The organism is Mycobacterium sp. 852002-10029_SCH5224772, from assembly GCF_001667315.1.
Taxonomy (GTDB): domain Bacteria; phylum Actinomycetota; class Actinomycetes; order Mycobacteriales; family Mycobacteriaceae; genus Mycobacterium.
In genome coordinates this window covers 1-25,357 of sequence record NZ_LZHT01000076.1, presented here as the reverse complement: position 1 = coordinate 25,357, position 25,357 = coordinate 1, and the positions used below count along the sequence as shown (strand labels likewise).

Sequence of the window (25,357 nt, the reverse complement as noted above, 5' to 3'; positions counted from 1 at the left end):
AAACGGCCGCCTCGGAGACCGCTGCCGATCACGTCCGGTCGGGCCCTACGCCTGCCTCGGCCCCTTTGTCGTCCAAAGCTTTCGCACCACGGCCGCACCGGCCAGCGTCGCCGCGCCCAACGCGGCCGTCGGCACGGCGATCCGCGTGGCGCGCGTTCGTGAGTCGGGCTCGGGCCGGCCCGGGGGAGGCGTCGAGCCGATGTCGGCCGAAGTCTTCGCCATGGCCATGATCTGACCCAGGTGCAGCGCATTCGCCGACCCGGAGTCGCTGATCTGCGTCTGGCAGGAGAATCCGTTGGCCACCACCAGGGCATCCGGGTTCTTTCGGATCGCCGGCAGCAGGGCCTGTTCGCCGCAGTCGAGCGAGAGTTGGTACTTGCCCTGCTCGAACCCCCACGAGCCGGCCAGCCCGCAGCAACCACCGGAGACCGGCTGCACGTCGATGCCCATGTCCTGCAGCACCTGCTGGTCGGCGTCGACCCCGCCGGTGGCCCGCTGGTGGCAGTGGCCCCACAACAGCGCCCGGGCAGCGGACCCGGTGGAGGACACCTTGGGCAGCTCGACATCGAACTCGGTGAAGAACTGCGCGAAGTGATAGCTGTTGCGCAGCAGGCGGTCCGCGTCGTCGTCGTGTGGCAGCAGCTTCTTGAGCTCGTCCTTGAAGACGGCCAGACAGCTCGGCTCCATGCCGACAATCGGTGTGCCGGCTCGTATTTCGCTACGCAACTGCCCCACCACATCGTTGAGGTAGTGTTCGGCGACGTCGAGAAAGCCGTAGTCATACAGCGGACGGCCGCAACAAATGTGGCCCGTGGGCATGACGACGCGCCAGCCGGCGGCCTCGATCGCCTCCACGCAGGCCACCCCGACATCGGTGTGCAGGCGGTTGTTGAAGGTATCGGGAAACAGGATCACCCGCGGCCCGGTGGGGTTGACGACGGGACGCGCCGCGAACCACTGTTGCAGTGTCATCGGCGCGAAGGTGGGCAACGGCCGGTGGCGGTCGATTCCGCCCAGCGCCTTGGCGATTCGGGAGAGCACCGGCGTCTGGGTGGCGAAGTTGGCCAGCTCGGGGATGGCGCTGGCCAACTGCGCGGCCCGGTCGATGAACCCGAACGCGTAGGCGTGCCGCGGTCGCCAGCGGCGCAGCGACCGGAAGTGGTGGTAGAGGAACTCCGCCTTGTAGGTGGGGATGTCCACCTCCACCGGGCAGTCGTTGGTGCAGCCCTTGCAGGCCAGGCACAGGTCCAGCGCGTCGGCGACTTCGTCGGACTGCCAGCCGTCGGTGATCACCTCGCCGCGCAGCATCTCGAACAGCAGCCGCGCCCGCCCCCGCGTGGAGTGTTTCTCCTCCCTGGTCACCTGGTAGCTGGGGCACATGGTGTCCTGCGCCTCCGGCACCCGGCACTTACCGACGCCGACGCAGCGCAACGCCGCATGCGAGAAGTCGCCGTGGTCCTCGGTATAGGCGAACTTCACCTGGGGCCGCGACGGATTGTAATCCGTGCCCAGCTTGAGGTTTTCGTCGAACCGATACGGGTCGATCACCTTGCCGGGGTTCATCTTCCACTCGGGATCCCAGATCAGCTTGAACTTGCGCATGGCCTCCATCAGCCGCGGGCTGTACTGCTTGCCGAGCAACTCGGCGCGCTGCTGGCCGTCGCCGTGCTCACCGGACATCGACCCGCCGTAGGACGCGACCAGGTCGCCGGCCTCCTCCATGAACTTGCGGTAGTTGACCAGACCGTCCTTGTGGCGCAGATCGAACCCGATTCGGGAGTGGATGCAGCCCTCCCCGAGATGGCCGTACATGGCGCCGCGCAGGTGGTGTTTGGCGTAGAGCTGCTGCAGATCGCGCACGTAGTCACCGATCCGCCGCCAGGGGACCGCGGAGTCCTCCCAGCCCGGCCAGTAATTGCCGCCGTCCACCGGGAACGCCGTCGAGCCCAGCCCGGCCTCGCGGATCGCCCACAGCTCGGCGCTGTTCCCGCCGTCCTGCTTGCTGCGGGCCAGCACGATGCGGTCGTCCTCGACGTGCTTTTTCTTCTTCAACCACCGAACGAATTCCTCTGCCCGCTCGAGTGATTCGTGGGGTTCATCGGAGCCGAACTGGACCATGAGCCAGGCCCCGGTGGAGTCCGGGCGCGGCAACGCGGCCCGGCCGGCGGCGTTGGTACCGCTGATTTCCTGGTCGTGCACGAGCAGGTGGTCGACGGCCTCGAGCCCGATGGGCTTCCACTCCATCATCTCCGGCGCGAGGTCGCCGGCCGCGCCGAGGGAGTCGAACTCCACCACCACCACGGTGCGGTGGAGCATGGCCGGGGTAAGCATCACGGTCGCGGTCAGGGCGACCGCACAGGTGCTTTCGGTGCCGACCAGGGCGCGGGCGACGTTGAATCCCCGCTCGGGGAGCAGCTCGTCGAGGTTGTAGCCGGACACCCGCCGGGGCACCTCGGCGACGTCGGCGTAGCCCTGGCGGATGTCCTCGGCGTACTCGTCGCGCAAATCCCGTAGCGCGGCATAGATTTCGCCCTTGCGACCGCCGGCGGCGATGATCGTCTCGAGGTCCTTCTCCTCGTTCACGCCGACGGTGAACCGGGCGCCGTCGTAGGTGACGATGTCGAGTTGGTGGGTGTTGTCGGAGGTGCGGGGCCCCGGTCCGTAAAAGCGCGATTGGACCGAGTGCACCCCGCAGGAGTTGTTGCCGATGTTGCCGCCCAGCGTGCACCGCGAATGCGACGACGGGTCGGGGCCGAACACCAGCCCGTGCTCGCCGGTGGCCTTGTTGAGCTGTTCGTTGATCACCCCGGTCTGCACGGTGGCCAGCCGGCGTTGCGCGTCGATGTCGATGATGCCGGTGAGATACTTCGAAAAGTCAATCACCACCGCCACATTGACGGTCTCCCCGGACAGGCTCGTGCCGCCGCCACGGCACAGCACCGGCGCGCGGTAGGCGTGGCAGGCGCGCACCGTCTGCACGACATCGTTGAGCGTCTTGGGAATCACCACCCCGATCGGAACCTGCCGGAAGTTCGACGCATCATTGGCGTACATCGCCAACGTGGCCGTGTCGAACCGCACTTCGCCGGTGACGTGCCGGCGGAGCTGGTTTTCCAGGCCGGTGACGTTGACCTTGTCGGTGGCGGCCATCCCGGCAACGAGGTGGGTATCCGGGTGGGCCGGGATGATCCGCGTCTGGTCGGTCCTGAGCAGGCTCATTCGGCCCCATCCCCGGGTCCCTCGAGTCCCACGATCGTCTCCGGGTCGTCGCAGCCGATACCCGTCATGATCGCTCCTCCCGTCCCGGCCAAGTGGCTAACCGCGTGGGGCAAAGATTTGCCGAAGGCCACGATCCGTCGGCTACCCGCGATCCGATGGTCTAACCGCGGACGCGGCGAGTTGGCCGCGATCGCGCCCGACCGACCGCACGCTGCTGACGAAAAGAATCGGGAGGCCGGCGTTGCGTCGCCAATAGACCTGCGCGGCCTGGCCTTTGAATACCCGTTAATACCGTCCGAAGACGGTGGCCACGTTGTGTCCGCCGAACCCGAACGAGTTGTTGATCGCGTACTCGTAGTTGCCCGGGCGTGGTTTGCCCGCGACGACGTCCAGGTCGATTTCGGGGTCGAGGTTTTCCAGGTTCAGCGTCGGCGGAACCACCTGGTCGCGCAGCGCGAGCACGGTCAGGATCGATTCGACGGCACCGACCGCGCCGACCGAGTGGCCCAGCGCCGCCTTGGGCGCGTAGACGACCGCGTTTCCGCCGTGGGGGCCCAGCGCGTTGTTGATGGCCTTGCCCTCGGCGACGTCACCCACCGAGGTGCCGGTGGCGTGCGCATTGACGTGGCCGATGTCGCCGGGGGACAGCCCGGCGAGTTGGATCGCCCGGCTCATCGCGTGCCCGGCGCGTTCGCCGTTGGGGTCCGGGGCCACCATGTGGTAGCCGTCGGAGGTGATGCTGGCCCCCATGATGCGGGCCAAGATGTTGGCCCCACGGGCCTTGGCGTGCTCCTCGGTTTCGATGACCATCAGCGCGCCGGCCTCGCCGAACACGAAGCCGGTGCGGTCGCGGTCGAACGGGCGACAGGCGCCTACCGGGTCGTCGTTCTTGGTGGACATCACGATCCGCATCTGGGCGAAGGCCGCGATCGCGACCGCCTCGATCCTGACCTCCACACCACCGCAGATCGCGATGTCGGCCTCTCCGAAGACGATGTTGCGCCACGCCTGGGCGATGCCCTCGGACCCCGACGCGCAGGCAGATACGGGGGTGATCACCCCGGCCCTGGCGTGCCGCTCCAGACCCACCGCCGCGGCCGCCCCGTTGGGCATGTACTTCTGCACCGCCAGCGGGGATACCCCCTTCATGCCGCGAGCGCGCAGATCGTCGTAACTGAACACGATCTGCTCCGCCGACCCCAGGCCGGTGCCGATCGACACCATCAGCCGGTTGCTGTCCACCTCCGGCGAGCCGGCGTTCTCCCACACCCGCCGGCCCAGCACGGTCGACATCGTTTGCAGGTAACCCATCCGGTGGCGTTCGGCACGGGTCAGCCCGGCGTCGAACTCCTCCAACAGGTGACCGCCGATGCGCACCGGCAGGTCAAACTCCTCGATGAACGAATCCTCGAGTTTTCGGATGCCACTTTGCCTGTCCAGCAACAGCTTCCACGTGGCCTCGGCGTCAGTCGCCAGTGCGGTCGTCATGGCAACGCCAGTGACGACCACGTTCGGCAGCGTTTTCCCGGTAACCAGCTCCGCCATGACTCCCGAAACCTTTCATTTGATGAGGGCTGCTAACGCTTGACGCCGAGCCCCACTCACCCCACCAAATCATGCCAACACAAACCACCATTGTCCCTGACGTCAAGGGTGTGGCGCTATGTGGCGCGTACCGCCTGCGCTTGCGCCATCAGCGCCCGCCCACCGGGCAACACTGGCAGGACGGCGCGGGCCAGCCGGTCGCGGCCGCGAACCCCGTCGGTCCTGGCCTGGCCGGTGCGCAGGTGGCGCCAGCCCATGGCCGCCCACGACGCCGCGACCACGGCGTCGATCACCCCGCCGCGGGCCCGGCGCCGGTCGACGAGGGCCAGGCCGAGCGCGGTCGCCGCGTGCACCGTGTCGACCCAGACCCCGGCCGCCAGCACCTCCGGACCGGGGTTGACCCCCGACAATGCCGCCTGGGCCAGATGACGAGCGCCCAGGATCCGGGTGACGACGATCGCTTTGCGATCGGCCCGCACCCCGTGGATGTGGCTCAACACCTCGGCGGGGGCGGCCGCCAGCACGCCGCCCCACCCCGCGCGGATCAGCTCGATGACACGGATCTTCATAGGGTAGAGGCTAACCGGCGCGCGAAAGGGCCCACCCGCTCGATGAACCGATCGAAGAAGACCGCCGCGTCCACGTCAATCCCGATGAGCGCGTTGGGTTCCCGATGAGTCGACCAGTCGGTCACCGTCATCGCGCGGGTCAGGGTCCCGGTCAGCTCGATGTCCACCGTCGCCGGACGGGTCGTGACGAGGCCCGGATCCAGCGCGACGGCGGCGGCCAACGGGTCGTGCATGTGTGCCTGATACCCGTGGCCGAGTGCGTGATAGGCCTCCAGGTAGAACCGGGTGGCGTCCTCGATCACCCGGACCAGCGGATTGGACGCCGTCGACCGGGTTTCGCGCGCGTCGTGCTCGCTCAGCGGCGTTGTCGTGGACTCGGCGGCCGCCGCCAGCCGGGCCAGGTGCTCGGGCGTCATCGCGACTTTGCGGGTCAAGTCCAGGCCGCACAGGATCGGAAGCCGCTGCTGCTCAACGGCTTCATGGCCCCAGGCGGCCAGCACCTCGGCCGCCGCCTCGGGGTCCACGCTGATGTTCCATTCCGCCACCGCGGTGGTGTTGCCCCGGTGGTCGTAGGAACCGCCCATGATCACCAGCCGGCGCAGCAGTGTCGGCAGGGCGGGCTCGGCGCGCAGCGCCAGCGCCAGATTGGTCAACGGGCCGGTGGCCACACCGATGAGCTCACCGGGGTGGGCGTGCGCGGCGCGCACCCAGGCGCTCGCCGAGTCGTAGTCGGTGAGCCTGCGCTCGCCGGGCGGCAGGTCGGCGTAGCCCAATCCCCTGGGGCCGTGGACTTTTGACGGCAGCCGCATCGGTCCGGTCAGCGTCTGATCGGAACCCTGCGAAACCGGTATGTCGGTGAGGCCGCACAGCCGCAGCAGGCCCAGGTTGTTTTCACAAACCTGCTCCACGCAGACGTTTCCGCCGGTCGAAGCGATGCCGATCACCTCGGCATCCGGGCTGGCGAACAGGTACATCAGCGCCAGCGCGTCGTCCACGCCGGTATCGACGTCGAGGAAAACGGGAGCGTTCATTGTCTACAACATAGCCATCTCGGCGATTAGGCTGGCATGATGCCCACGACGTCAGAGCACCCCGAGGAAAATGAGTTAACGCCGCACTTCGACGACGTGCAGGCCCACTACGACTTGTCGGATGACTTCTTCCGGCTCTTCCTCGACCCGACCCAGACGTACAGCTGCGCCTACTTCGAGCGCGACGATATGACGCTCGAAGAAGCGCAGATCGCCAAGATCGACCTCGCCTTGGGCAAACTGGGGCTGGAACCGGGCATGACGTTGCTCGACGTCGGCTGCGGCTGGGGCGCCACCATGATGCGTGCCCTGGAAAAATACGACGTCAACGTCGTCGGCCTCACCCTGAGCCGCAACCAGGCCGAGCACGTCGAGCGGTTGGTCGCGCAGTCGAAGAGCCCCCGTTCCGCCCGGATCCTGCTGCGGGGCTGGGAGGAGTTCGACGAGCCCGTCGACCGGATCGTCAGCATCGGCGCATTCGAGCACTTCGGGCACGAGCGCTACGACGCGTTCTTCACCATGGCGCACGACCTGCTGCCCGACGACGGGGTCATGCTGCTGCACACGATCACCGGACTGCACCCGACGGAGATGGTCGAACGCGGCATGCCGATCTCGTTCACGTTCGCCCGATTCATCAAATTCATTGTCACCGAGATCTTTCCGGGTGGGCGGCTGCCGTCGATACCGATGGTGCAAGAGCGCGCCACCGCGAACGGCTTCACCGTCAGCCGAGTCCAGTCGCTGCAGCCGCACTACGCCAAGACGCTCGACATCTGGTCCGCCGCACTGCAGGCCCACAGGGACGAGGCCATCGCGGTGCAATCCGAGGAAGTCTACGACCGGTACATGAAATACCTGACCGGCTGCGCGAACGCATTCCGGGTGGGCTACGTCGACGTCAACCAGTTCACCCTGCAGAAATGATTACCAGTGCACGCCGGGCACCAGGCGCACCAACCGCTTGACGCTGCGGGGTGTGCGGATGCCACCGGTGACGGCGCGGACGGGCCGGTTGGGTTTGCGGCGCGCGGACCCTTGCGGCGCGATGGGTAGCCCGCGCGCCGCCGCCGAGTCGGGGTAGCCGAGATAGAGCTGGTGCAGGATTCGCCGAGAAGTCCTGGGGGCGAAGTAATTTCCGGCTTCGGCGAGCGTGCCCAGCGGGGTGTCGATCCGCGCCGGCTTGTCCACCAGCCCGCGCACCACCATCGCGGCCGCGCGCTCGGGGCTGATCGCCGGGACCGGGTTGAGCCGGTGCGACGGCACGATCATGGGGGTGCGCACCAGCGGCATGTGGATGTTGGTGAAGGTGATGTGGTAGGACAGCACCTCCGATCCCACCACGTCGGAGAACGCGTCCAGTGCCGCCTTGGTCGGTAGGTAGGAGCTGTACTTGGGATTGCGCGCCTGCACGCCCGCGCTCGACACGTTGACGACGTGGCCGAACCGCCGCTCGCGCCAATGGGGCAGCAGCGCCAGCACCATCCGCACCGCACCGAAGTAGTTGACCGCCATCACCCGTTCGTAATCGTGCAGCCGATCGGTGGAGTTGACCACCGAGCGGCGGATCGACCGGCCGGCGTTGTTCACCAGGTAATCGACGTGGTCGAAGCGACCCAGGATGTCTTTGACGGTGTGTTCCACCGACGCGGAATCGGTGACATCGCAGGTAAAGGCATGGGCTGCACCACCATTGGCGCGGATCTCGGCGACCAGCGCATCCAGTGCGGCGCCGTTGCGGGCCAGCGCGAACACGGTGGCGCCGCGCTCGGCGATCGCGATGGCCGCCGCCCGGCCGATGCCGCTGGACGCGCCGGTGATGATGACGTGCCGGCCGCGCAGCGCTCCTCGCGGATCGTCGTGGCGCGCGCGGTCCGGATCCAGGTGCTCCGCCCAGTACCGCCACAGCTTGGGCGCGTATTCGGAGAACTGCGGAACTCGTATCCCGGTGTCCTGCAGTATGTTTCGTGTGTTCTCGCTGACGAAGGTGGGAGCCAGATCGACGAGGTCGAACACTTGGGCGGGAATGCCCAGCTGGGTGGCCGCCATGTTGCGCACCACCTTGGCGCGCCCGCGCACCTTGAGCACCGGCGCGGCCACCGAGCGGGGCAGCGCCCCGCGCAGTGGCGGCAGCCCGCCCGCCTTGGCCACACCGCGGTAGATGCCCCGCAGGCCGATGGTCTTCTCGGCGGTGAGGTGGAACGTCTGTCCGTCCCGACCGTCGAGGTGCAGCAGCGCGACCAGCGCGTCGACGACGTAGTCGACCGGGACGATGTTGGTGCGGCCGGTGTCGGGCAGCAGGATGGGGGTCAGCGAGGGCAGCACGGCCAACTTGGCCAGCACGCCGAAGAAGTAGTACGGCCCGTCCACCTTGTCCATCTCGCCGGTGCGTGAATCGCCGACGACCACCGCCGGGCGGTAGACGCGGTAGCGCAGTCCGGGCGTCGAGCGCACCAGCAGTTCGGCTTCGAACTTGGTCTGGTGATAGGGCGTCGGCAGTTGCTGGCCGACGTCGAAGTCGTCCTCGGTGTATTCGCCGGCAAAGTCACCCGCCACGGCGATCGAGGAGACGTGGTGCAACGTCGCGTCGCACCGTTGCGCCAGGCCGATCACCGCGCGCGTCCCCTCGACGTTGGTGGCGCGTTGCTCGGGTTCGCCGGCGGTGATGTCGTAGATCGCCGCGCAGTGCACCACGTGGTCGATGCCGCCGAGCTCGGCCAGGACCTCGTCGCTCAGGTCCAGCTCCGGCAGCTCGGCGACCAGCGGTTTGACCCGCTCACCCCGCTGATCACCCCAGTGCGCCGCGAGGCGCTCGAAGCGACCCAGCGACTGCCGTCGCACCAGCACCCACACCTGTGCGTCGGGCCGGGATTCCAGAAGACGAGACACGACTCGGCGACCAATAAACCCGGTACCGCCGGTAACGACATACCGCATGAAGACATGGTGGCGGCTGGGAGCCGCGCACGTCAACTGCCGGTCGTCAAAGGTCAGTTGTGGAAGTCGCGGATCCCGTCCCAGTCGACCAGCGTCCAACCGGTCATCGGGTTACCGTTGATCACCACGCGGCCGGTGGTGGGCAGCGGGTGGGTGTTCATCAGGCTTTCCTTGCCGTTGCGGGCGTTCATCAGCGTCCACACCATGATCGCGTTCGCGTGCGAGAACACCACAGGATTGTGGTGGCCGCTGTTGTAGATCTTGTTGACGGCCGCGGTGAACTGGTCGTTGAATTCTTTGCCGCTGATCGAGCCGGGGATGCTGTACGACACATCGCCCTTGATCCAGTTCGCCGGGGCCAGCAGGTAGGTCGACTTCGCCATCGAATCGGGCTTGCCGTTGTACCAGCCGGCGCTGATCTCCTGGATGCCCGGCAGCACCTCCACTTGCTTGCCGAGTTCGGAGGCGAGCGGCGCGGCGGTCTGCTGCGCCCTGGTCATGGTGGACGCGTAGACGGCGTCGTAGTTCTTGCGGCCGAGTTGATGGGCGATCTGTTCGGCCTGCCCCTTGCCCTCCGGGGTCAGACCCGGTCCTGGCACGTCGGTGTCGATGGTGCCGGCGGCGTTGGACTCCGACTGGGCGTGCCGGATGAACGTCACCGTGATGGAGCGCGCCTGCGGTGAGCCGCCGCCGCAGCCGGCGACGATTACCGTTGCGGTGAGCGCGGCGACCGCTATTGAGACCTTCCGGAACAAGCTGCGCTTGGGCATGGGAGATAGCCTGCCCTGCCGACGGCTTCGGTGGGAAGGGTTTGCAATGGTTAGGTGCAGAAAATCCTCGAAAGGAGACCCCCATGGCGATTGACCCGAGTGCCGTCGGCGCGGTGACCGAACCCATGCCCTTCGAATGGACGGACCGGGACACGCTGCTCTACGCGCTCGGTGTCGGCGCCGGGATCGACGATCTGGCATTCACCACCGAGAACAGCCACGACATCGACCAGCAGGTGCTGCCCACCTACGCGGTGATCTGCTGCCCGGCGTTCGGCGCGGCCGGCCTGGTCGGAAAGTTCAACTGGGCCATGCTGCTACACGGATCGCAGAGCATCCGGCTGCATGCGCCGCTGCCGCCCGCGGGAAAGCTCTCGGTGGTTTCCGAGGTCGCCGACATCCAGGACAAGGGCGAGGGCAAGAACGCGATCCTCGTGTTGCGCGGCCGGGGCACCGATCCGGGATCCGGGCAGCTGATCGCCGAGACGCTCACCACCCTGGTCATCCGCGGCGAGGGCGGATTCGGGGGAATGCCGGGTCAGCGGCCGGTCGCACCGGAATTCCCGGACCGCGAGCCCGACGCGCGGATCGCACTGCCCACCCGCGAAGACCAGGCGCTGATCTACCGGCTCTCCGGGGACCGCAACCCGCTGCACAGCGACCCGTGGTTCGCCCGGGAGCTGGCGGGGTTCCCCAAGCCGATCCTGCACGGCCTGTGCACCTACGGGGTGTCCGGGCGCGCGCTGGTGTCCGAGCTCGGCGGGGGCGTCGCGGCCAACGTCACCTCGATCGCCTCGCGATTCACCTCGCCGGTGTTTCCCGGCGAGACACTGACCACGCTGATCTGGCGGACCGAGCCGGGCAAGGCCGTGTTCCGCACCGAGGCATCGGGCGCCGACGGTGTGGAGGCGCGGGTGGTGCTCGACGACGGCGCGGTGGAATACGCCTAACGTTCGCAACCGTGCAGCTGATCCGCCAGCCGGTCGGTGAATTCGCCGGCTCGCGCGGGGCTGTCCAATGCGAACAGCGCCGCGGTGGCGCGGTCGCCATCGTCGGTGTGCCGCACCAGGATCGGCACACCGTCATGCCGCACCGCATCGAAGGCGTCCTCGTCGGTGATGTCATCGCCGAGATAGACCGGCGTCAGTGGACCCGACCCGGCCTCGTGCAGGTGATCGATCACCCAGCGCAGCGTTTTCCCTTTGTCCCAGTCCAGATCCGGGCGCAACTCGATGACCTCGCGGCCGGTGGTCACCCGTAGCGCGTCGCGGCGGCCAGCCGCGCGCACCGCCGCCAGCGCTTCACCGACGCGGTCGCGTTCGGCGTTGCGGTAATGCACGGCAACACCGAATCGCTTGTGCTCCACCACTACTCCGGGAATCGCGCCGAGCTGGTCGCGCAGCTGCCCGGCCGCCTGCTCCAGCACCGGGATGGCCGCGGCCGCGGCGTCGTTCTGGTGGTGCGTCCCGTCGGGAGCGGTTAGCTCGAAACCGTGACTTCCCGCGTACCAAATGCCTGGTACGCCAACGCGGTTCGTCACGTCGGCGAGGTCGCGGCCGGATAGCACCGCGACCGGACAGCGGGCGGCCAGCCTCTCCAGCGCTTCCGTGGCCCCGGCGACGGGCCGGGCGGCATCCGGGTCGTCGACGATGTCGGACAGCGTGCCGTCGAAGTCGAAGAACACTGCCGGTCGCTGGCCGGCCAGCCCATCGGTCAAGTCCTGCAATGCATCCGGTAGTTGCGACATCCGAAGGTCCCCGGTGCGCACGCCGACCTCACCCAGATCGGCGACCACCGCGTCCGCCCCGGCGTCACGCAGCGCGCCGGCGCGCCCCGCCGGGCCGACGCCGATCACCAATGCGAATCCCGTGGCGCGGGCGGCCTCGATGCCCCCCGCCTGCCCGGCGATTACGACGGCGCGGCCCGGGCGCACCTTCAGGCCCGCGGCCGCCCGCACCGGGCCGTCCGCGGAGACGACGGCGGTACCCAGCCCGATCGCCCGCAGCTGCGCGGCCAGGGTGGAGTCGAGCGCACCCTCGTCGGCTGCCAGGTCGAACAGCACCGCGTCGTGGCGGCGCGGGTCGATGATGACCGTCATGATCACGACATTAGGTGGTGATCTCCGCGCGGCGGCCACCCGGCCAGTATCGAACATCAGTTCGATATACTCGGGTGGGTGGGCTGGTTTAACGGGCCGCCGAGCTGGGCGGAAATGGAGCGGGTGCTCGACAGCAAGCCGCGCCGTGCCGGTGAGCCGGCGGGTCTTCCCGAGGACGCCCCCCTCTCGCGCAAGCGCGCGACGTACCGGCCGCCGGGTGACGGCCGGTCGGCCCGCTCGTCCGTCGCCTACGCCGAACTGCATGCGCATTCGGCGTTCAGCTTCCTGGACGGGGCGAGCACACCCGAGGAGCTTGTCGAGGAGGCGGCCCGGCTGGACCTGCGCGCCCTGGCGCTCACCGATCACGACGGCTTGTACGGGGCGGTGCGGTTCGCCGAGGCGGCCGCCGAACTCGACATGCGCACCGTGTTCGGCGCCGAACTGTCGCTGGGGGGTGAGGCCCGCACCGAGCGTCCGGATCCGGCCGGCCCGCACCTGCTGGTGCTGGCCCGCGGCCCCGAGGGTTACCGGCGGCTGTCGCGGCAACTGGCCGCGGCGCATCTGGCCGGCGGCGAGAAGGGCAAGCCCCGTTACGATTTCGACGCGCTGACCGAGGCCGCCGGCGGGCACTGGCACATCTTGACCGGATGCCGCAAAGGCCATGTGCGCCAGGCACTTTCCGCGGGCGGCCCGGGCGCGGCGGAGTGGGCGCTGGCCGACCTGGTGGACCGGTTCGGCGCCGGGCGGGTCAGCGTCGAGTTGACCCATCACGGCCAACCGCTCGACGACGAGCGCAACGCGGCGCTGGCCGCCCTCGCCCCGCGCTTCGGGGTCGGCGTCGTCGCCACCACCGGGGCACATTTCGCGGGGCCGTCGCGGCGCCGGCTGGCCATGGCGATGGGCGCCATCCGGGCCCGGGAGTCCCTGGACGGCGCCGCCGGGTGGCTGGCCCCGCTCGGCGGTTCGCACCTGCGCTCCGGTGAGGAGATGGCCCGGCTGTTCGCGCAGGTGCCCCTGGGGGTCCCTGATGTGGTGACCGCGGCCGCCGAGCTGGCCGAGCAGTGCGCGTTCGGGCTGGCGCTCATCGCGCCGCAGCTGCCACCGTTCGACGTTCCCGACGGGCACACCGAGGACAGCTGGCTGCGACAGCTGACCATGGCCGGGGCGCGCGACCGCTACGGGTCCAGCGCACCACGCGCGTACGCCCAGATCGAGCACGAGCTGAAAGTCATTGCCCAGCTGCAGTTTCCGGGCTACTTCCTGGTGGTGCACGATATCGCCCGGTTCTGCCGGGACAACAACATCCTGTGTCAGGGCAGGGGATCGGCGGCCAACTCCGCGGTCTGCTACGCCCTCGGGGTCACCGCCGTCGACCCGGTGGCCAACGAGCTGCTGTTCGAGCGATTCTTGTCGCCGGCCCGCGACGGGCCGCCCGACATCGACATGGACATCGAATCCGACCAGCGCGAAAAGGTCATCCAGTACGTCTACGACAAATACGGCCGGGACTACGCCGCCCAGGTCGCCAACGTCATCACCTACCGGGGAAAGATCGCGGTGCGCGACATGGCTCGCGCCCTGGGCTTCTCGCAAGGCCAGCAGGACGCCTGGAGCAAGCAGATCAACCACTGGAGCGGGCTGGCGGACTCGCCGGATGTTGAAGGCATCCCCGAGCAGGTGGTCGACCTGGCCAACCAGATCCGGAACCTGCCGCGGCACATGGGCATTCACTCCGGCGGCATGGTGATCTGCGACCGCCCCATTGCCGACGTGTGCCCGGTGGAGTGGGCGCGGATGGAGAACCGCAGCGTCCTGCAATGGGACAAAGACGACTGTGCGGCAATCGGTTTGGTGAAGTTCGACCTGCTCGGGCTGGGCATGCTCTCGGCGCTGCACTACGCCATCGACCTGCTGGCCGAGCACAAGGGGATCGAGGTGGACCTGGCCCGCCTCGACCTCTCCGAGCCGGCGGTGTACGAGATGCTGGCCCGCGCCGATTCCGTCGGCGTGTTCCAGGTGGAGTCGCGCGCGCAGATGGCCACCCTGCCGCGGCTGAAGCCACGGGTGTTCTACGACCTGGTGGTGGAGGTCGCGCTGATCCGCCCCGGCCCCATCCAGGGCGGGTCGGTGCACCCCTACATCCGGCGGCGCAACGGCCTGGACCCGGTGGTCTACGACCACCCGTCCATGGAGCCGGCGCTGCGAAAGACGTTGGGGGTACCGCTCTTTCAGGAGCAACTGATGCAGCTGGCGGTCGACTGCGCCGGGTTTTCCGCCGCCGAAGCCGACCAGCTGCGCCGCGCCATGGGATCCAAGCGCTCCACCGAACGGATGCGACGGCTGCGCGGGCGCTTCTACGACGGCATGCGCGCGCTGCACGGCGCCGGAGACGAGGTGATCGACCGGACCTACGAAAAGCTGGAAGCCTTCGCCAATTTCGGCTTCCCCGAAAGCCATGCGCTGTCGTTTGCATCGCTGGTGTTCTATTCGTCGTGGTTCAAGCTGCACCACCCCGCGGTGTTCTGTGCCGCGCTGCTGCGCGCCCAGCCGATGGGCTTCTACTCGCCCCAGTCGCTGGTGGCCGATGCCCGCCGGCACGGCGTGACCGTGCACGGTCCGGACGTCAACGCCAGCCTGGCGCACGCCACCTTGGAAAACGCCGGAACCGAGGTCCGGCTCGGTCTGGGTGCGGTCCGTCATATCGGAGACGACCTGGCCGAGCAACTGGTCGACGAACGAAAGGCCAACGGCCCGTTCACTTCTCTGCTGGAACTGACCACCCGGCTGCAGCTCTCCGTGCCGCAGACCGAGGCGCTGGCCACCGCCGGGGCTTTTGCCTGTTTCGGCATGTCCCGGCGCGAGGGGCTGTGGGCGGCCGGGGCGGCGGCCACCCAGCGGCCGGGCCGCCTGCCCGGGGTGGGATCGTCCTCGCACGTCCCGGCGCTGCCCGGGATGAGCGAGCTGGAACTGGCCGCCGCCGACGTGTGGGCCACCGGCATCTCCCCGGACAGTTACCCGACGCAGTTCCTGCGGGAAGACCTGGACGCGATGGGGGTGGTGCCCGCCGAGAAGCTGGGGTCGGTGCCCGACGGGGACCGCGTGCTGATCGCCGGTGCGGTGACCCACCGCCAGCGCCCCGGGACGGCGCAGGGGGTGACATTCCTCAACCTGGAGGACGAGACCGGGATGGTCAACGTGCTCTGCGCGCCGGGGGTGTGGGCGCGGCATCGCAAGCTGGCGAATTCGGCGCCGGCGCTGCTGGTACGCGGGCAGGTCCAAAACGCCACCGGTGCGATCACCGTCGTCGCCGAGCGGTTGGGCCGCATCACTCTGGCGGTCGGCTCGCGCTCGCGCGACTTCCGGTGAGAACCCATCGCGACGGTGCACAAAATGCCGTAGTTTCTCGGCGTGTCGCGTACCAACGCGCGCGCTCGGGCGGCGAAGGAGCATCAGTGTCCAAGGTCTGGTTTCTCACCGGAGCATCTCGTGGGTTTGGACTCGAGATCGCACGCACGATCTTGAGCCGGGGCGACCGGGTGGTCGCGACCGCACGGCGGGCGGGGCAGCTCGCGGCGCACTTCCCCGACGCAGGTGAGGCCCTGCTTGCCGTCGATCTCGACGTCACGAACGGCGAACAGGCGGCCGCGGCGGTCCAGTCCGCGCTCGAATCGTTCGGACGGATCGACGTGCTGGTGAACAACGCCGGCCGGGGCCTCCTCGGAGCGGTTGAGGAGTCGTCCGACGCCTCGGCCCGGGCCGTCTACGAGGTCAACGTGTTCGGCACCCTGACCATGCAGCGGGCAGTCTTGCCGGTTATGCGCCGCCAGCGCGCAGGGCACATCATCAACATCAGCTCTATCGGCGGGCTGCTCGGCTCGGCCGGGTGGGGCGTCTACTGCTCCACCAAGTTCGCGGTGGAAGGGTTCAGCGAGGCACTCGCCAAGGAAGTTAAGCCGCTGGGCATCTGGGTCACCGTCGTCGAGCCTGGTTACTTTCGCACCGACTTCCTCGACGCCTCCAGTCTGAGCGCCGAGCAAACCGTCATCGCGGACTACGAATCCACCGCCGGAGCCGTGCGTTCCCGCGCCGCAAACCTAAATCACGAACAGCCCGGCGACCCGGTCAAGGCCGCGGCCGCGATTGTCGATGTCGTTTCGGCGGACGAACCTCCCGTGCACCTGCTGCTGGGGAGCGACTGTGTCGCAGCGGTGGAGAATAAAATCTCTGAGCTGCAGGCCGACATCGATGCGTGGCGACACGTTTCGCTTTCAACGGATCACGATTAGCGCCGTTCGGCGGCGACCGGCCGCCAGATCGGTTGTCGCGGCAGAAGATAGTCTCCACACATGACCCTCAACTTGTCCGTCGACGAAGTCCTCACCACTACCCGCTCGGTCCGGAAACGCCTCGACTTCGACAAGCCGGTGGGCCGCGACGTGCTGATGGAATGCCTCGAACTCGCGCTGCAGGCGCCCACCGGCTCCAATGCGCAAGGCTGGCAATGGATTTTCGTCGAGGACGCCGAGAAGAAGAAGGCGATCGCCGACATCTACCTGGCCAACGCCCGCGCCTACCTGAGCCTGCCGTCGGCCGAGTACCCCGACGGCGACACCCGCGGCGAGCGGATGCCCAAGGTCAAGGACTCCGCCACCTACCTCGCCGAGCACATGCACGAGGCGCCCGTGTTGATGATCCCCTGCCTCGAGGGGCGGGCGGAGAAGGCGCCGCTGGGGCTCAGCGCGTCGTTCTGGGCGTCGCTGTTCCCGGCGGCGTGGAGCTTTTGCCTGGCGCTGCGCTCCCGCGGGCTGGGCACCTGCTGGACCACGCTGCACCTGGTCAACAACGGAGACCGGCAGGCCGCCGAGGTCCTCGGCATCCCGCACGACCGCTACAGCCAGGGCGGCCTGTTCCCGATCGCCTACACCAAGGGCACCGACTTCCGCCCGGCCAAGCGGCTGCCCGCCGAGCAGGTCACGCACTGGAACAGCTGGTAGTCGCCGGGTCGCCTAGGTCAGGGCGCGACACTCTCCGCGGCGATCACGACCTAGATTGCCCCGGCGTAGTGGTGCTGCCGCCACGCCTCGTAGACGGCGATCGCCGCGGCGTTGGACAGGTTCAGCGAACGCCGGCCCGCCAGCATCGGGATGCGGACCTGCCCGGTGATGTGCGCGTCGGCCAGTGTTTCGGCGTCCAGCCCGGTGGGTTCGGGACCAAACATCAGCACGTCGCCGGCGCGGTAGCGCACGTCGGCGAACGAGGTGGGCGCGTGCGAGGTGAACGCGAACACCCGCTCGGGTGACAGCGCGGCCCAGGCCGCCGCCAGCGAGGCGTGCACGGTCACCGAGGCCAGGTCGTGGTAGTCCAGGCCGGCCCGTCGCAGCTTGGGTTCGGACAGGTCGAACCCCATCGGCTCGACCAGATGCAATTCGCAGCCCGTCGCCGCCGCCGTCCGGATGGCGTTGCCCGTATTGGGGGCGATCCGTGGGGAGTAGAACATCAGCTTGAACACAACGCGATAATGGTCGCATGGTCGAGCAGAGCATTTGGATGCAGAAGGTCGCGGCCGATCCCGGGCATTCGCAGTGGTATATCGAACGATTCCGCGCCATGGCCCGGGCAGGTGACGACCTGGCCGGTGAGGCCCGCTTTGTGGACGCCATGGCGCACCGCGGCGCCCGCATCCTCGACGCCGGGTGCGGGCCGGGCCGGTTGGGCGGGTACCTGGCCGACGCCGGCCACCAGGTGGTCGGGGTGGACGTCGACCCGGCGCTCATCGCAGCGGCCGAGCAGGATCATCCCGGCCCGCGCTGGCTGGTCGGCGACCTCGCCGAGCTGAACCTGCCCGCGCGCGGCATCGCCGAACCCTTCGACGTCATCGTCTCCGCCGGCAACGTCATGACGTTTGTGGCCCCCAGCACCCGGGTCCAGGTGCTGCGCCGGCTGCGCGCCCACCTCGCCGACGACGGTCGCGCGGCGATCGGCTTCGGCGCCGGCCGCGACTATGACTTCGAGGTGTTTCTGGGCGACGCCGTCGACGCGGGGTTCGCGATCGATGTGCTGCTGTCCACCTGGGACCTGCGCCCGTTCACCGACGATTCCGAGTTCCTGGTCGCGATTCTTCGGCCCGCCTGAGCTTTTCGCGGGATCCGTGTTTGCCAGGGGTGACCGCGCGCGTGCCACGCCACCTTGGAGGAACCTGTCTGCTCAGTAACGATTCTGGTGGGCTGGGCCGCGGGCTGTCATACTCGTCGGATTGCCACACTTACACGCGCGCGCCTCTCTGGCGTGGGGCGGGTGGAAATAAAGCAGGAAGTTTCATGAGCCTCTCGTTTTGTTCAGCGCTCAGGGTCAGCGCCGCGGCCGGTCATGCGGCCGCGATGACGTGACCATGTTCACCCGCCCGGCCGCTGCGGCCGAGGCGGATGCCTCCCAGCCCGCACCGGTGCGCGCCGACACCGCCGCGGCCAAACGGCCGCCCGCCTGGTCGCTGGGCAACTGGCCGGTCGGCTGGAAAGTGCTGGCGATCGTGCTGGTGCCGCTGGTCTTGGCGACGGTTTTCGGAGTGCTCCGCATCCACACCGCGATGGACAGCTCGGCGCGTCTGAAACTGGCCGCCACCCGCGCCGACGTGGTGCCGGTGATCACCAAATACATGTCGGCTCTGGACGTCGCGCTGCAGGCCGGCTCCACCGGGCGCGACGTCGAGGGCGCCAAAAAGAACTACGAGGCACGCAAAGGCGAGCTGCAGAGCAGGCTGGCCGACACCGACGTCACCGACGAGGTCCGATCGGGCGTGAACACCCTGCTCGACGGTGGCCAGATGCTGGTGAGCAAGGTGTCTGACAACCGCCTCGGTCTGCGGGAGCGGGTGACCCTCTACGCGCCGATCCTGTTGACGGCCGAAGACGTCATCAACGCGTCGGTGCGCGTCGACGACGAGCACATCCGCGCCCAGGCGCAGGGATTGAGCCGGGCGGTCGGCGCGCGCGGGCAGATGACCATGCAGAAAATCCTCGTCACCCGCGGGGCCGATCTGCCCGAGCCGGCGCTGCGCACCTCGATGGCCACCCTGGCGGGCACCGAGCCGTCGACGCTGTTCGGCATGAGCGAAGTGCTCGGGGCCGGGTCGACCGAGGCCAAGACGCTGCAACAACAGATGGTGGCCCGGATGGCGATGATGTCCGATCCGGCCAGCGTGCTCGTCGACAACCCGGATCTGCTGCGCTCCATCCAAACCACCGACGACATCGCCGAACAGGTCATCAAGAACGTCACCGCCTCGGTGACCAAGTCGGTACACGCCCAGGCCGCCGATCGGCGCGACGCCGCGATCGGCGACACCGTCGTGGTGCTGGCCGCGATCTTCATCGCGCTGGCCGTGGTGCTGCTGGTGGCGCGCGCGCTGGTGCGGCCGCTGCGCATGCTGCGCGACGGCGCGCTCAAAGTCGCCCACACCGATCTCGAGGAAGAGATCGCTCACGTGAAAGCCGGTGGGGCTGAACCGGTTCCGACCCCGCTGCCGGTGTACACCACCGAGGAGATCGGCCAGGTCGCCCACGCCGTCGACGAACTGCACACCCAGGCCCTGCTGCTGGCCGGCGACGAGGCGCGGCTGCGGCTGCTGGTCAACGACATGTTCGAGACCATGTCGCGGCGCAGCCGCTCGCTGGTCGACCAGCAGCTGGCGCTCATCGACCGGCTGGAGCGCAACGAGGAGAATCCCGACCGCCTCGACAGCCTCTTCCGGCTGGACCACCTGGCGGCCCGGCTGCGCCGCAACAGCGCCAACCTGCTGGTGCTGGCCGGCGCGCAGCTCGCCCGCGACCAGCGCGACCCGGTGCCGCTGGCGACGGTGATCAACGCCGCGGTGTCCGAGGTCGAGGACTACCGCCGCGTCGAGATCGCCGGGCTGCCCGAGTGCGCGCTGGCCGGCGCGGCGGCGGGCGGCGCCATCCATCTGTTCGCCGAGCTGATCGACAACGCCCTGCGCTACTCGCCGCCGACGACGTCCGCGCGGATCTCGGCGTCGCGAAGCGGCTCAGATCCTCAAGGGGGAGTCGTGGTGCGGATCGCCGACGCCGGTCTGGGGATGAACGACGCCGACCGGCGCATCGCCAACATGCGGCTGCAGGCCGGCGCCGACGTCAGCCCCGACAACGCACGCCACATGGGCCTATTCGTGGTCGGCCGGATCGCGGCCCGGCACGGCATCCGGGTGGGGCTGCGTGGCCCCGCGGCCAACGAGGCGGGCTCGGGCACCACCGCCGAGATCTACCTGCCGCCCACGGTGCTCACCGGCCTGACCGCCGCGCAATCGGCTGGGCCCCGGCACATCCGGGCGGTATCGTCGCCGAGCGCCAAACTCGCCAGCGCGATCGCCGGGCCCGCGCCGGCCGATGACGCCGGCCGCGACGGCACGCACGAGCCGGCGGCCCGCGACACCCCGGCCGCGTCCGGCCCGTCGGTCACCCTGCTGCCGCGGCGCAACCCGGGTTCCAGCGGCATCACCGAGGTCCCCGCCCCGCCCGCCGAACAGCCGCCCCCGCGGCGCCGTGAGCTGGCCACCCCCTGGTGGGAAAGTGCGCCCAAGGCCACCCCGGAGCCGAAGCCCGCGCCGAAGCCCGAGTCCACGCCCGCAACGGCGCCGGCCTCACCGGTCCGGGCGGCATCGGACACCTCGGCCTTCTTCGCCGCCCGGTCCCGGGAAGCCCGGGAGGAGAAGCCCACCAGCCCGGCGACCGACGATGACGTCATCTACCGGAGGATGCTCTCGGAGATGCTGGGCGACCCGCATGACTTGGTCAACAGCCCCGACCTCGATTGGCAGTCGGTGTGGGACCGCGGCTGGACGCTGGCGGCGGCGGCCGAGGACAAGCCCGTCGAGTCGCACACCACCGACCACGGCCTGCCGGTGCGCACCCCTGGCGCCCGCCTGGTGCCCGGCGGCGCCAACGGACCGGGTCTGGCCGAGCCCGACGAGCCCGAGCACGACCTCAACGGCGGATCGCCGTCGCACCGGCAGCCGCAGCACGCGGCCGTCACCCGGGACCCCGAGGCGGTTCGCGCCTCGTTCAGCAACCATTTCGGCGGCGTGCGCACCGGACGCTCGCACGCCCGTGAGACGGACCAAGGACCCGACCAACAATGACGTCACCCGATAACTCCCTGGACTGGCTGGTGACCAGGTTCGCCCGCGAGGTCCCCGGCGTCGCGCACGCGCTGCTGGTGTCCGTCGACGGGCTGCCCATCGCCGCCAGCGAGCACCTGCCCCGGGAACGTGCCGACCAGCTCGCCGCCGTGGCCTCCGGGCTGGCCAGCCTGGCGACCGGGGCCGCGCAGCTGTTCGAGGGTGGGCAGGTGCTGCAGTCCGTGGTCGAGATGCAGAACGGCTACCTGTTGCTGATGCGCGTCGGGGATGGCTCGCACCTGGCGACGCTGGCCGTGACGTCGTGTGACATCGGTCAGATCGGCTACGAGATGGCCGTCCTCGTCGAGCGGGTCGGGGGTGTGGTGCAGTCGACCCGCCGATCGGCCGTGCCGCACCACTCGTGAGCCGCGATGGACACCCCCGAGACCTGGCCCGCACACCGTAAGGGGAACCTGGTCCGCCCGTACACCCTGACCTCGGGACGGACCGACACCAACGTCGAGCTGCCCCTGGAAGCGCCGATTCAGACGTTGCCGGCCGGCCAGACCCACCGGTGGCCGCCCAACGATGCGCGAGGCAGAATCATTCAGCTGTGCGGCCAGGGCCCGCCGAGCCCGTCGGTCGCCGAAATCTCGGCCCGGCTGGATCTGCCGCTCGGCGTCGCGCGCGTCCTGGTCGGGGATCTGGTGCTGTCCGGTTACCTTCGGGTGCATAGGACGTTGTCCGAGCGGTCGACCCGCGATGAGCGCCACGAACTCATAGGAAGGACCCTGCGTGGCTTACGCGCACTCTGAGGTGCAATCCGATTATTCCGGCGCCCACGCGTCGACGAAGATCGTCATCGCCGGCGGGTTCGGGGCCGGCAAGACAACGTTCGTCGGGGCGGTCTCGGAGATCATGCCGCTGCGCACCGAGGCGATGCTCACCGACGCCTCGACCGGCGTCGACGCGCTCGAGGCCACCCCGGACAAGCGGACCACCACCGTCGCGATGGACTTCGGCCGGATCACGCTGGCGCAAGACCTGGTGCTCTACCTGTTCGGCACCCCGGGGCAGCGCCGCTTCTGGTTCATGTGGGACGACCTGGTCCGCGGCGCGATCGGCGCGGTGGTGCTGGTCGACTGCCGGCGCTTGCAGGACAGCTTCGCCGCCGTCGACTTCTTCGAGCACCGCAACCTGCCGTTCCTGGTCGCGGTCAACGAGTTCGACGGCGCGCCGCGCTACCCGGTTGCCGCAGTGCGCGAAGCGCTGACCCTACCCCCGCACATTCCGGTGATCACGGTCGACGCCCGCGATCGCCGGTCGGCGACCGACGCGCTCATCGCGGTCAGCGAATACGCGCTGGCCACCCTGACGCCGAATTGACCGCATCGCCCACCGAGTGGGTCGACCACGAATTTCAGGGCCACGACTTCACCGACGAAGACCTGAGCCGGTTGCAGACCGAGCGGGCCGTGTTCACCGACTGCAATTTCAGCGGCGCCAACCTCGCCGAGTCGCAACACCGCGGTTCGGCGTTTCGCAACTGCACCTTCCGCCGGACGTCGTTGTGGCACAGCTCTTTTGCTCAGTGCTCGATGCTGGGGTCGGTGTTCGTGCAGTGCCGGCTGCGGCCGATCACGTTCGACGAGGTGGATTTCACGCTCGCCGTGCTCGCCGGAATCGACCTTCGGGGCGTCGACTTCAGCGGCTGCCGGCTGCGGGAGACCAGCCTGGTGGAGGCCGACCTGCGCAAGGCCGTGCTGCGCGGCGCGGATCTGCGTGGAGCGCGGACCGCCGGCGCCCGGCTGGACGACGCCGACCTGCGGGGCTGCACCGTCGACCCCGGGTTGTGGACGACCGCGTCGCTGGCCGGCGCCCGCGTCGACGTCGATCAGGCGGTGGCCTTCGCGCTGGCGCACGGGTTGCGCCTGGACGGGGATTGAGCGGCGACGGCTGAGTCGTCAGCGTTTCAGCCGGATGTGCCAGCGGACGAAGCCCGTGTAAGCCATCGACAGCGCCGCGAGCATGAACATGTCGAATACGAAGATGTGTTTCGAGTGCTGCCAGATCGGGTCGTTGGTCGGGATCTGCTTGACCTTCACCAGCGACGGGAAGTCGATCGAGGATGCGCCCGCGGCGTACCCCCACCGCGCGGGCGTCAGCCACGCCATCTGTTCGAGACCGACCCGCTGGTAAACCGGGATCATCCCGCTGGAGAACACCAGCTGCGACATGATCGACACCACCAGCAGCGGCATGATCTGCTCGTTGGACTGCGCCAGCGCCGACAACAGCAGGCCGAGCATCGCCGACGCCACACACGTGCCCGCCACGGTGACGAACAGCGAGAAGGTGGAGTTGCCGAAGAACTGGGGATGCGCGGTCGGCGCGCCCTTGCCCAGCCGCACGATGATGGTCGCCACCGCGGCCTGGCCGGTGGCGAACACGCAGAACACCGCGATCTTGGCCAGCAGATAGGCGGTGGTGGACAGGCCGACGGCCTGCTCGCGTCGGAAGATGGCGCGCTCGCCGATGAGATCCCGGATGGTCAGCGCGGTGCCCATGAACACGGCACCGATGTTCAACAGCACCATGATGTACTGCGGCTGCGTGGGCGCGGGGCCCATCGGATCGGCCGGCCCCAGCCCGGGGTGTGGGCCCTTCACCGTCAGCGACAACGCGCCGATGAGGAACGGCAGGACCGCCAGGAAGATCGTGTAACCGCGGTCGGACACGACGAGCCGAACCTGGCGGCGGGCGATCGTGGACAGCTGCCGCCACAGGTTGGTCTGGGGAGGTTCACCCAGATCCGCCGGACTCTGCGGGCTCGGTGGCTTCTCCGACCGCTGATTGCGCTCCTTGAAGCGGCGGTTGGCCTCGTCCGGGTCGGCGCCCACCTTGGCGAAGATGTCGGCCCAGTTCCGCGTGCCCATGGCGGCCTCGACCTGGTCGGGCGGACCGCAGAACGCGGTCTTACCGCCGGGCGCGACCAGCAGGATCTGATCGCACACATCAAGGTAGGACACCGAGTGGGTCACCACCAGCACGACGCGGCCGGCGTCGGCGAGCTGGCGCAGCATCAGCATGACCTGACGGTCCAGCGCCGGGTCCAGGCCGGACGTCGGCTCGTCGAGCAGCAGCAGCGACGGCTGGGTGAGCAACTCGAGCGCGACCGAGGCGCGTTTGCGCTGGCCGCCCGAGAGCTTGTCCACCCGGGTCTCGGCGTGCTGGGTCATGTCGAGTTCCTCGAGCACCTGCGCGACGACGCGGGCCCGCTCCTCTTTGCTGGTGTCGGGGGGCAGGCGCAGTTCGGCGGCGTAGTTGAGGGCTTGGTTGACCGTGAGCTGGCGGTGTACCACGTCGTCCTGCGGGACCATCCCGATCCTGCTGCGCATGGACGCGTACTCGGTGTGAATGTCGTGGCCCTCGAAGGTCACGTTGCCCGACGTGGGGCTGGTGTAGCCGACGATCAGCCGCGACAGCGTGGTCTTGCCGGCGCCCGAACCCCCGATGATGGCCGTCAACGTCCCGGGCCGGGCGGTCACCGAGATGTGGTCGAGCAACTGCTTGCCGTGGTCGACGGTGTAGCAGACGGAGTTGACCTCCAGGCCGCCCGTCCGCGTCGCCGCCTCGGTGCGCCGGACCAGGCTGTCGCCGGTGAACACCAGGTCGACGTTTCCGATGGTGACCACGTCGCCCTCGGTCAGCACCGCCGAGCCGACCCGGACGCCGTTGACGAAGGTGCCGTTCACGCTGTGCGCGTCGCGAATCTCGGTGCCCAGCGGGGTCTGGATCAAAAACGCGTGGTGGCGTGAGGCCAGCACGTCCTGGATGACGATGTCGTTGTCGGTGGCCCGGCCGATTGTTTGCGAGCCGGCCGGTTTCTGGATCGAGCCGGACCGCGACGGCAACAGCGCGTGGAACATCTTCGTCGCCAGGTTCGCCACCTCGGGCGGCGTGCTGGAGGCGGGTGCCGCCCGGGTGTGCGGGGCGGGGGCCGGCATCTGCGGAGCCGGCGGGGCGCTGTGCAGAGCGGCGTTGTGCGGCGGGGGTGGGGC

Annotated in this window: 20 protein-coding genes; 11 read left to right on the top strand and 9 right to left on the bottom strand. The window is 69.0% G+C overall.

From position 1 onward, the window contains the following. Positions 1-45 precede the first annotated feature (45 nt). From A5775_RS13430 to A5775_RS13415, 4 genes are all read right to left on the bottom strand, one after another. On the bottom strand, positions 46-3,219 hold the full coding sequence (locus tag A5775_RS13430) for an FAD-binding and (Fe-S)-binding domain-containing protein (protein WP_067252892.1): 3,174 nt from the start codon (positions 3,217-3,219) through the stop codon (positions 46-48). A gap of 285 nt (positions 3,220-3,504) precedes the next feature. Then, positions 3,505-4,764 (bottom strand): 3-oxoacyl-ACP synthase KasB, encoded by a 1,260-nt coding sequence (gene kasB / locus A5775_RS13425; protein WP_067252890.1) that lies wholly within the window; start codon positions 4,762-4,764, stop codon positions 3,505-3,507. 116 nt (positions 4,765-4,880) lie between these two features. Further along, positions 4,881-5,333, bottom strand: a complete 453-nt coding sequence (locus A5775_RS13420; protein WP_067252888.1) for a hypothetical protein — start codon at positions 5,331-5,333, stop codon at positions 4,881-4,883. Beyond that, positions 5,330-6,364, bottom strand: coding sequence for a nucleoside hydrolase (locus A5775_RS13415; protein WP_067252886.1), 1,035 nt, complete (start codon positions 6,362-6,364; stop codon positions 5,330-5,332). Before A5775_RS13415 ends, A5775_RS13420 begins: the two co-directional genes overlap by 4 nt. 39 nt (positions 6,365-6,403) lie before the next feature. Between A5775_RS13415 and cmaA1 the strand changes: the two genes are divergently transcribed. Next, positions 6,404-7,291: a cyclopropane mycolic acid synthase CmaA1 gene (gene cmaA1, locus A5775_RS13410; protein WP_067252956.1), complete on the top strand. Its 888-nt coding sequence runs from the start codon at positions 6,404-6,406 to the stop codon at positions 7,289-7,291. On the opposite strand, the gene A5775_RS13405 is transcribed toward cmaA1, so the two are convergent. After that, positions 7,292-9,301, bottom strand: coding sequence for an SDR family oxidoreductase (locus tag A5775_RS13405; protein ID WP_067252884.1), 2,010 nt, complete (start codon positions 9,299-9,301; stop codon positions 7,292-7,294). A 53-nt stretch (positions 9,302-9,354) separates the two neighbouring features. After that, complete coding sequence (locus A5775_RS13400) at positions 9,355-10,071, bottom strand: histidine phosphatase family protein (RefSeq protein ID WP_067252882.1); 717 nt, start codon at positions 10,069-10,071, stop codon at positions 9,355-9,357. A gap of 83 nt (positions 10,072-10,154) precedes the next feature. On the opposite strand from A5775_RS13400, the gene A5775_RS13395 reads away from it, so the two are divergent. After that, positions 10,155-11,021 carry a MaoC family dehydratase gene (locus tag A5775_RS13395; protein ID WP_067252880.1) on the top strand — a complete coding sequence of 289 codons (867 nt, stop codon included), beginning with the start codon at positions 10,155-10,157 and terminating at the stop codon, positions 11,019-11,021. Here A5775_RS13395 and otsB read toward each other — a convergent pair. Continuing rightward, complete coding sequence (gene otsB / locus A5775_RS13390; protein ID WP_067252954.1) at positions 11,018-12,169, bottom strand: trehalose-phosphatase; 1,152 nt, start codon at positions 12,167-12,169, stop codon at positions 11,018-11,020. The genes A5775_RS13395 and otsB overlap by 4 nt on opposite strands. Positions 12,170-12,247: 78 nt before the next feature. Here otsB and A5775_RS13385 point away from each other — a divergent pair, with 78 nt between their 5' ends. The 3 genes from A5775_RS13385 (at position 12,248) to A5775_RS13375 (ending at position 17,163) form a co-directional block, all read left to right on the top strand. After that, entirely contained in the window at positions 12,248-15,535 is a 3,288-nt protein-coding gene (locus A5775_RS13385; protein ID WP_067252879.1) for an error-prone DNA polymerase, read from the top strand. 86 nt (positions 15,536-15,621) lie between these two features. Beyond that, positions 15,622-16,455 (top strand): oxidoreductase, encoded by an 834-nt coding sequence (locus A5775_RS13380; RefSeq protein WP_067252877.1) that lies wholly within the window; start codon positions 15,622-15,624, stop codon positions 16,453-16,455. 60 nt (positions 16,456-16,515) lie between these two features. Beyond that, positions 16,516-17,163, top strand: a complete 648-nt coding sequence (locus tag A5775_RS13375) for a nitroreductase family protein (protein WP_067252876.1) — start codon at positions 16,516-16,518, stop codon at positions 17,161-17,163. A gap of 50 nt (positions 17,164-17,213) precedes the next feature. Here the strand turns inward: A5775_RS13375 and A5775_RS13370 are convergent, their stop codons facing one another. Next, entirely contained in the window at positions 17,214-17,678 is a 465-nt protein-coding gene (locus A5775_RS13370; RefSeq protein WP_067252875.1) for a tRNA (cytidine(34)-2'-O)-methyltransferase, read from the bottom strand. 17 nt (positions 17,679-17,695) lie between these two features. On the opposite strand from A5775_RS13370, the gene A5775_RS13365 reads away from it, so the two are divergent. From A5775_RS13365 to A5775_RS26120, 6 genes are all read left to right on the top strand, one after another. Further along, positions 17,696-18,301, top strand: a complete 606-nt coding sequence (locus A5775_RS13365; protein ID WP_067252873.1) for a trans-aconitate 2-methyltransferase — start codon at positions 17,696-17,698, stop codon at positions 18,299-18,301. Positions 18,302-18,557: 256 nt separating this feature from the next. Continuing rightward, entirely contained in the window at positions 18,558-21,317 is a 2,760-nt protein-coding gene (locus A5775_RS13360) for an ATP-binding protein (protein WP_067252952.1), read from the top strand. Then, entirely contained in the window at positions 21,314-21,721 is a 408-nt protein-coding gene (locus A5775_RS13355; protein WP_067252871.1) for a serine protease inhibitor, read from the top strand. Before A5775_RS13360 ends, A5775_RS13355 begins: the two co-directional genes overlap by 4 nt. A 6-nt stretch (positions 21,722-21,727) precedes the next feature. Next, complete coding sequence (locus tag A5775_RS13350) at positions 21,728-22,111, top strand: DUF742 domain-containing protein (protein WP_067252868.1); 384 nt, start codon at positions 21,728-21,730, stop codon at positions 22,109-22,111. Next, positions 22,092-22,682, top strand: coding sequence for an ATP/GTP-binding protein (locus tag A5775_RS13345; RefSeq protein ID WP_067252866.1), 591 nt, complete (start codon positions 22,092-22,094; stop codon positions 22,680-22,682). Before A5775_RS13350 ends, A5775_RS13345 begins: the two co-directional genes overlap by 20 nt. Beyond that, positions 22,679-23,242, top strand: coding sequence for a pentapeptide repeat-containing protein (locus A5775_RS26120; protein ID WP_067252865.1), 564 nt, complete (start codon positions 22,679-22,681; stop codon positions 23,240-23,242). Before A5775_RS13345 ends, A5775_RS26120 begins: the two co-directional genes overlap by 4 nt. An 18-nt stretch (positions 23,243-23,260) precedes the next feature. Here A5775_RS26120 and A5775_RS13335 read toward each other — a convergent pair. Next, on the bottom strand, positions 23,261-25,357 hold a 2,097-nt coding region (locus A5775_RS13335), incomplete at its 5' end, for an ATP-binding cassette domain-containing protein (protein ID WP_197512557.1).

Coding starts and splice junctions, on each gene's coding strand:
- otsB (WP_067252954.1), bottom strand. CDS start 12,169: ATGACGGTCATCATCGACCCGCGCCGCCACGACGCGGTGCTGTTCGAC.
- A5775_RS13375 (WP_067252876.1), top strand. CDS start 16,516: ATGACCCTCAACTTGTCCGTCGACGAAGTCCTCACCACTACCCGCTCG.
- A5775_RS13400 (WP_067252882.1), bottom strand. CDS start 10,071: ATGCCCAAGCGCAGCTTGTTCCGGAAGGTCTCAATAGCGGTCGCCGCG.
- A5775_RS13405 (WP_067252884.1), bottom strand. CDS start 9,301: ATGCGGTATGTCGTTACCGGCGGTACCGGGTTTATTGGTCGCCGAGTC.
- A5775_RS13430 (WP_067252892.1), bottom strand. CDS start 3,219: ATGAGCCTGCTCAGGACCGACCAGACGCGGATCATCCCGGCCCACCCG.
- A5775_RS13355 (WP_067252871.1), top strand. CDS start 21,314: ATGACGTCACCCGATAACTCCCTGGACTGGCTGGTGACCAGGTTCGCC.
- A5775_RS13350 (WP_067252868.1), top strand. CDS start 21,728: ATGGACACCCCCGAGACCTGGCCCGCACACCGTAAGGGGAACCTGGTC.
- A5775_RS13365 (WP_067252873.1), top strand. CDS start 17,696: ATGGTCGAGCAGAGCATTTGGATGCAGAAGGTCGCGGCCGATCCCGGG.
- A5775_RS13395 (WP_067252880.1), top strand. CDS start 10,155: ATGGCGATTGACCCGAGTGCCGTCGGCGCGGTGACCGAACCCATGCCC.
- kasB (WP_067252890.1), bottom strand. CDS start 4,764: ATGGCGGAGCTGGTTACCGGGAAAACGCTGCCGAACGTGGTCGTCACT.
- cmaA1 (WP_067252956.1), top strand. CDS start 6,404: ATGCCCACGACGTCAGAGCACCCCGAGGAAAATGAGTTAACGCCGCAC.
- A5775_RS13420 (WP_067252888.1), bottom strand. CDS start 5,333: ATGAAGATCCGTGTCATCGAGCTGATCCGCGCGGGGTGGGGCGGCGTG.
- A5775_RS13360 (WP_067252952.1), top strand. CDS start 18,558: ATGTTCACCCGCCCGGCCGCTGCGGCCGAGGCGGATGCCTCCCAGCCC.
- A5775_RS13415 (WP_067252886.1), bottom strand. CDS start 6,364: ATGAACGCTCCCGTTTTCCTCGACGTCGATACCGGCGTGGACGACGCG.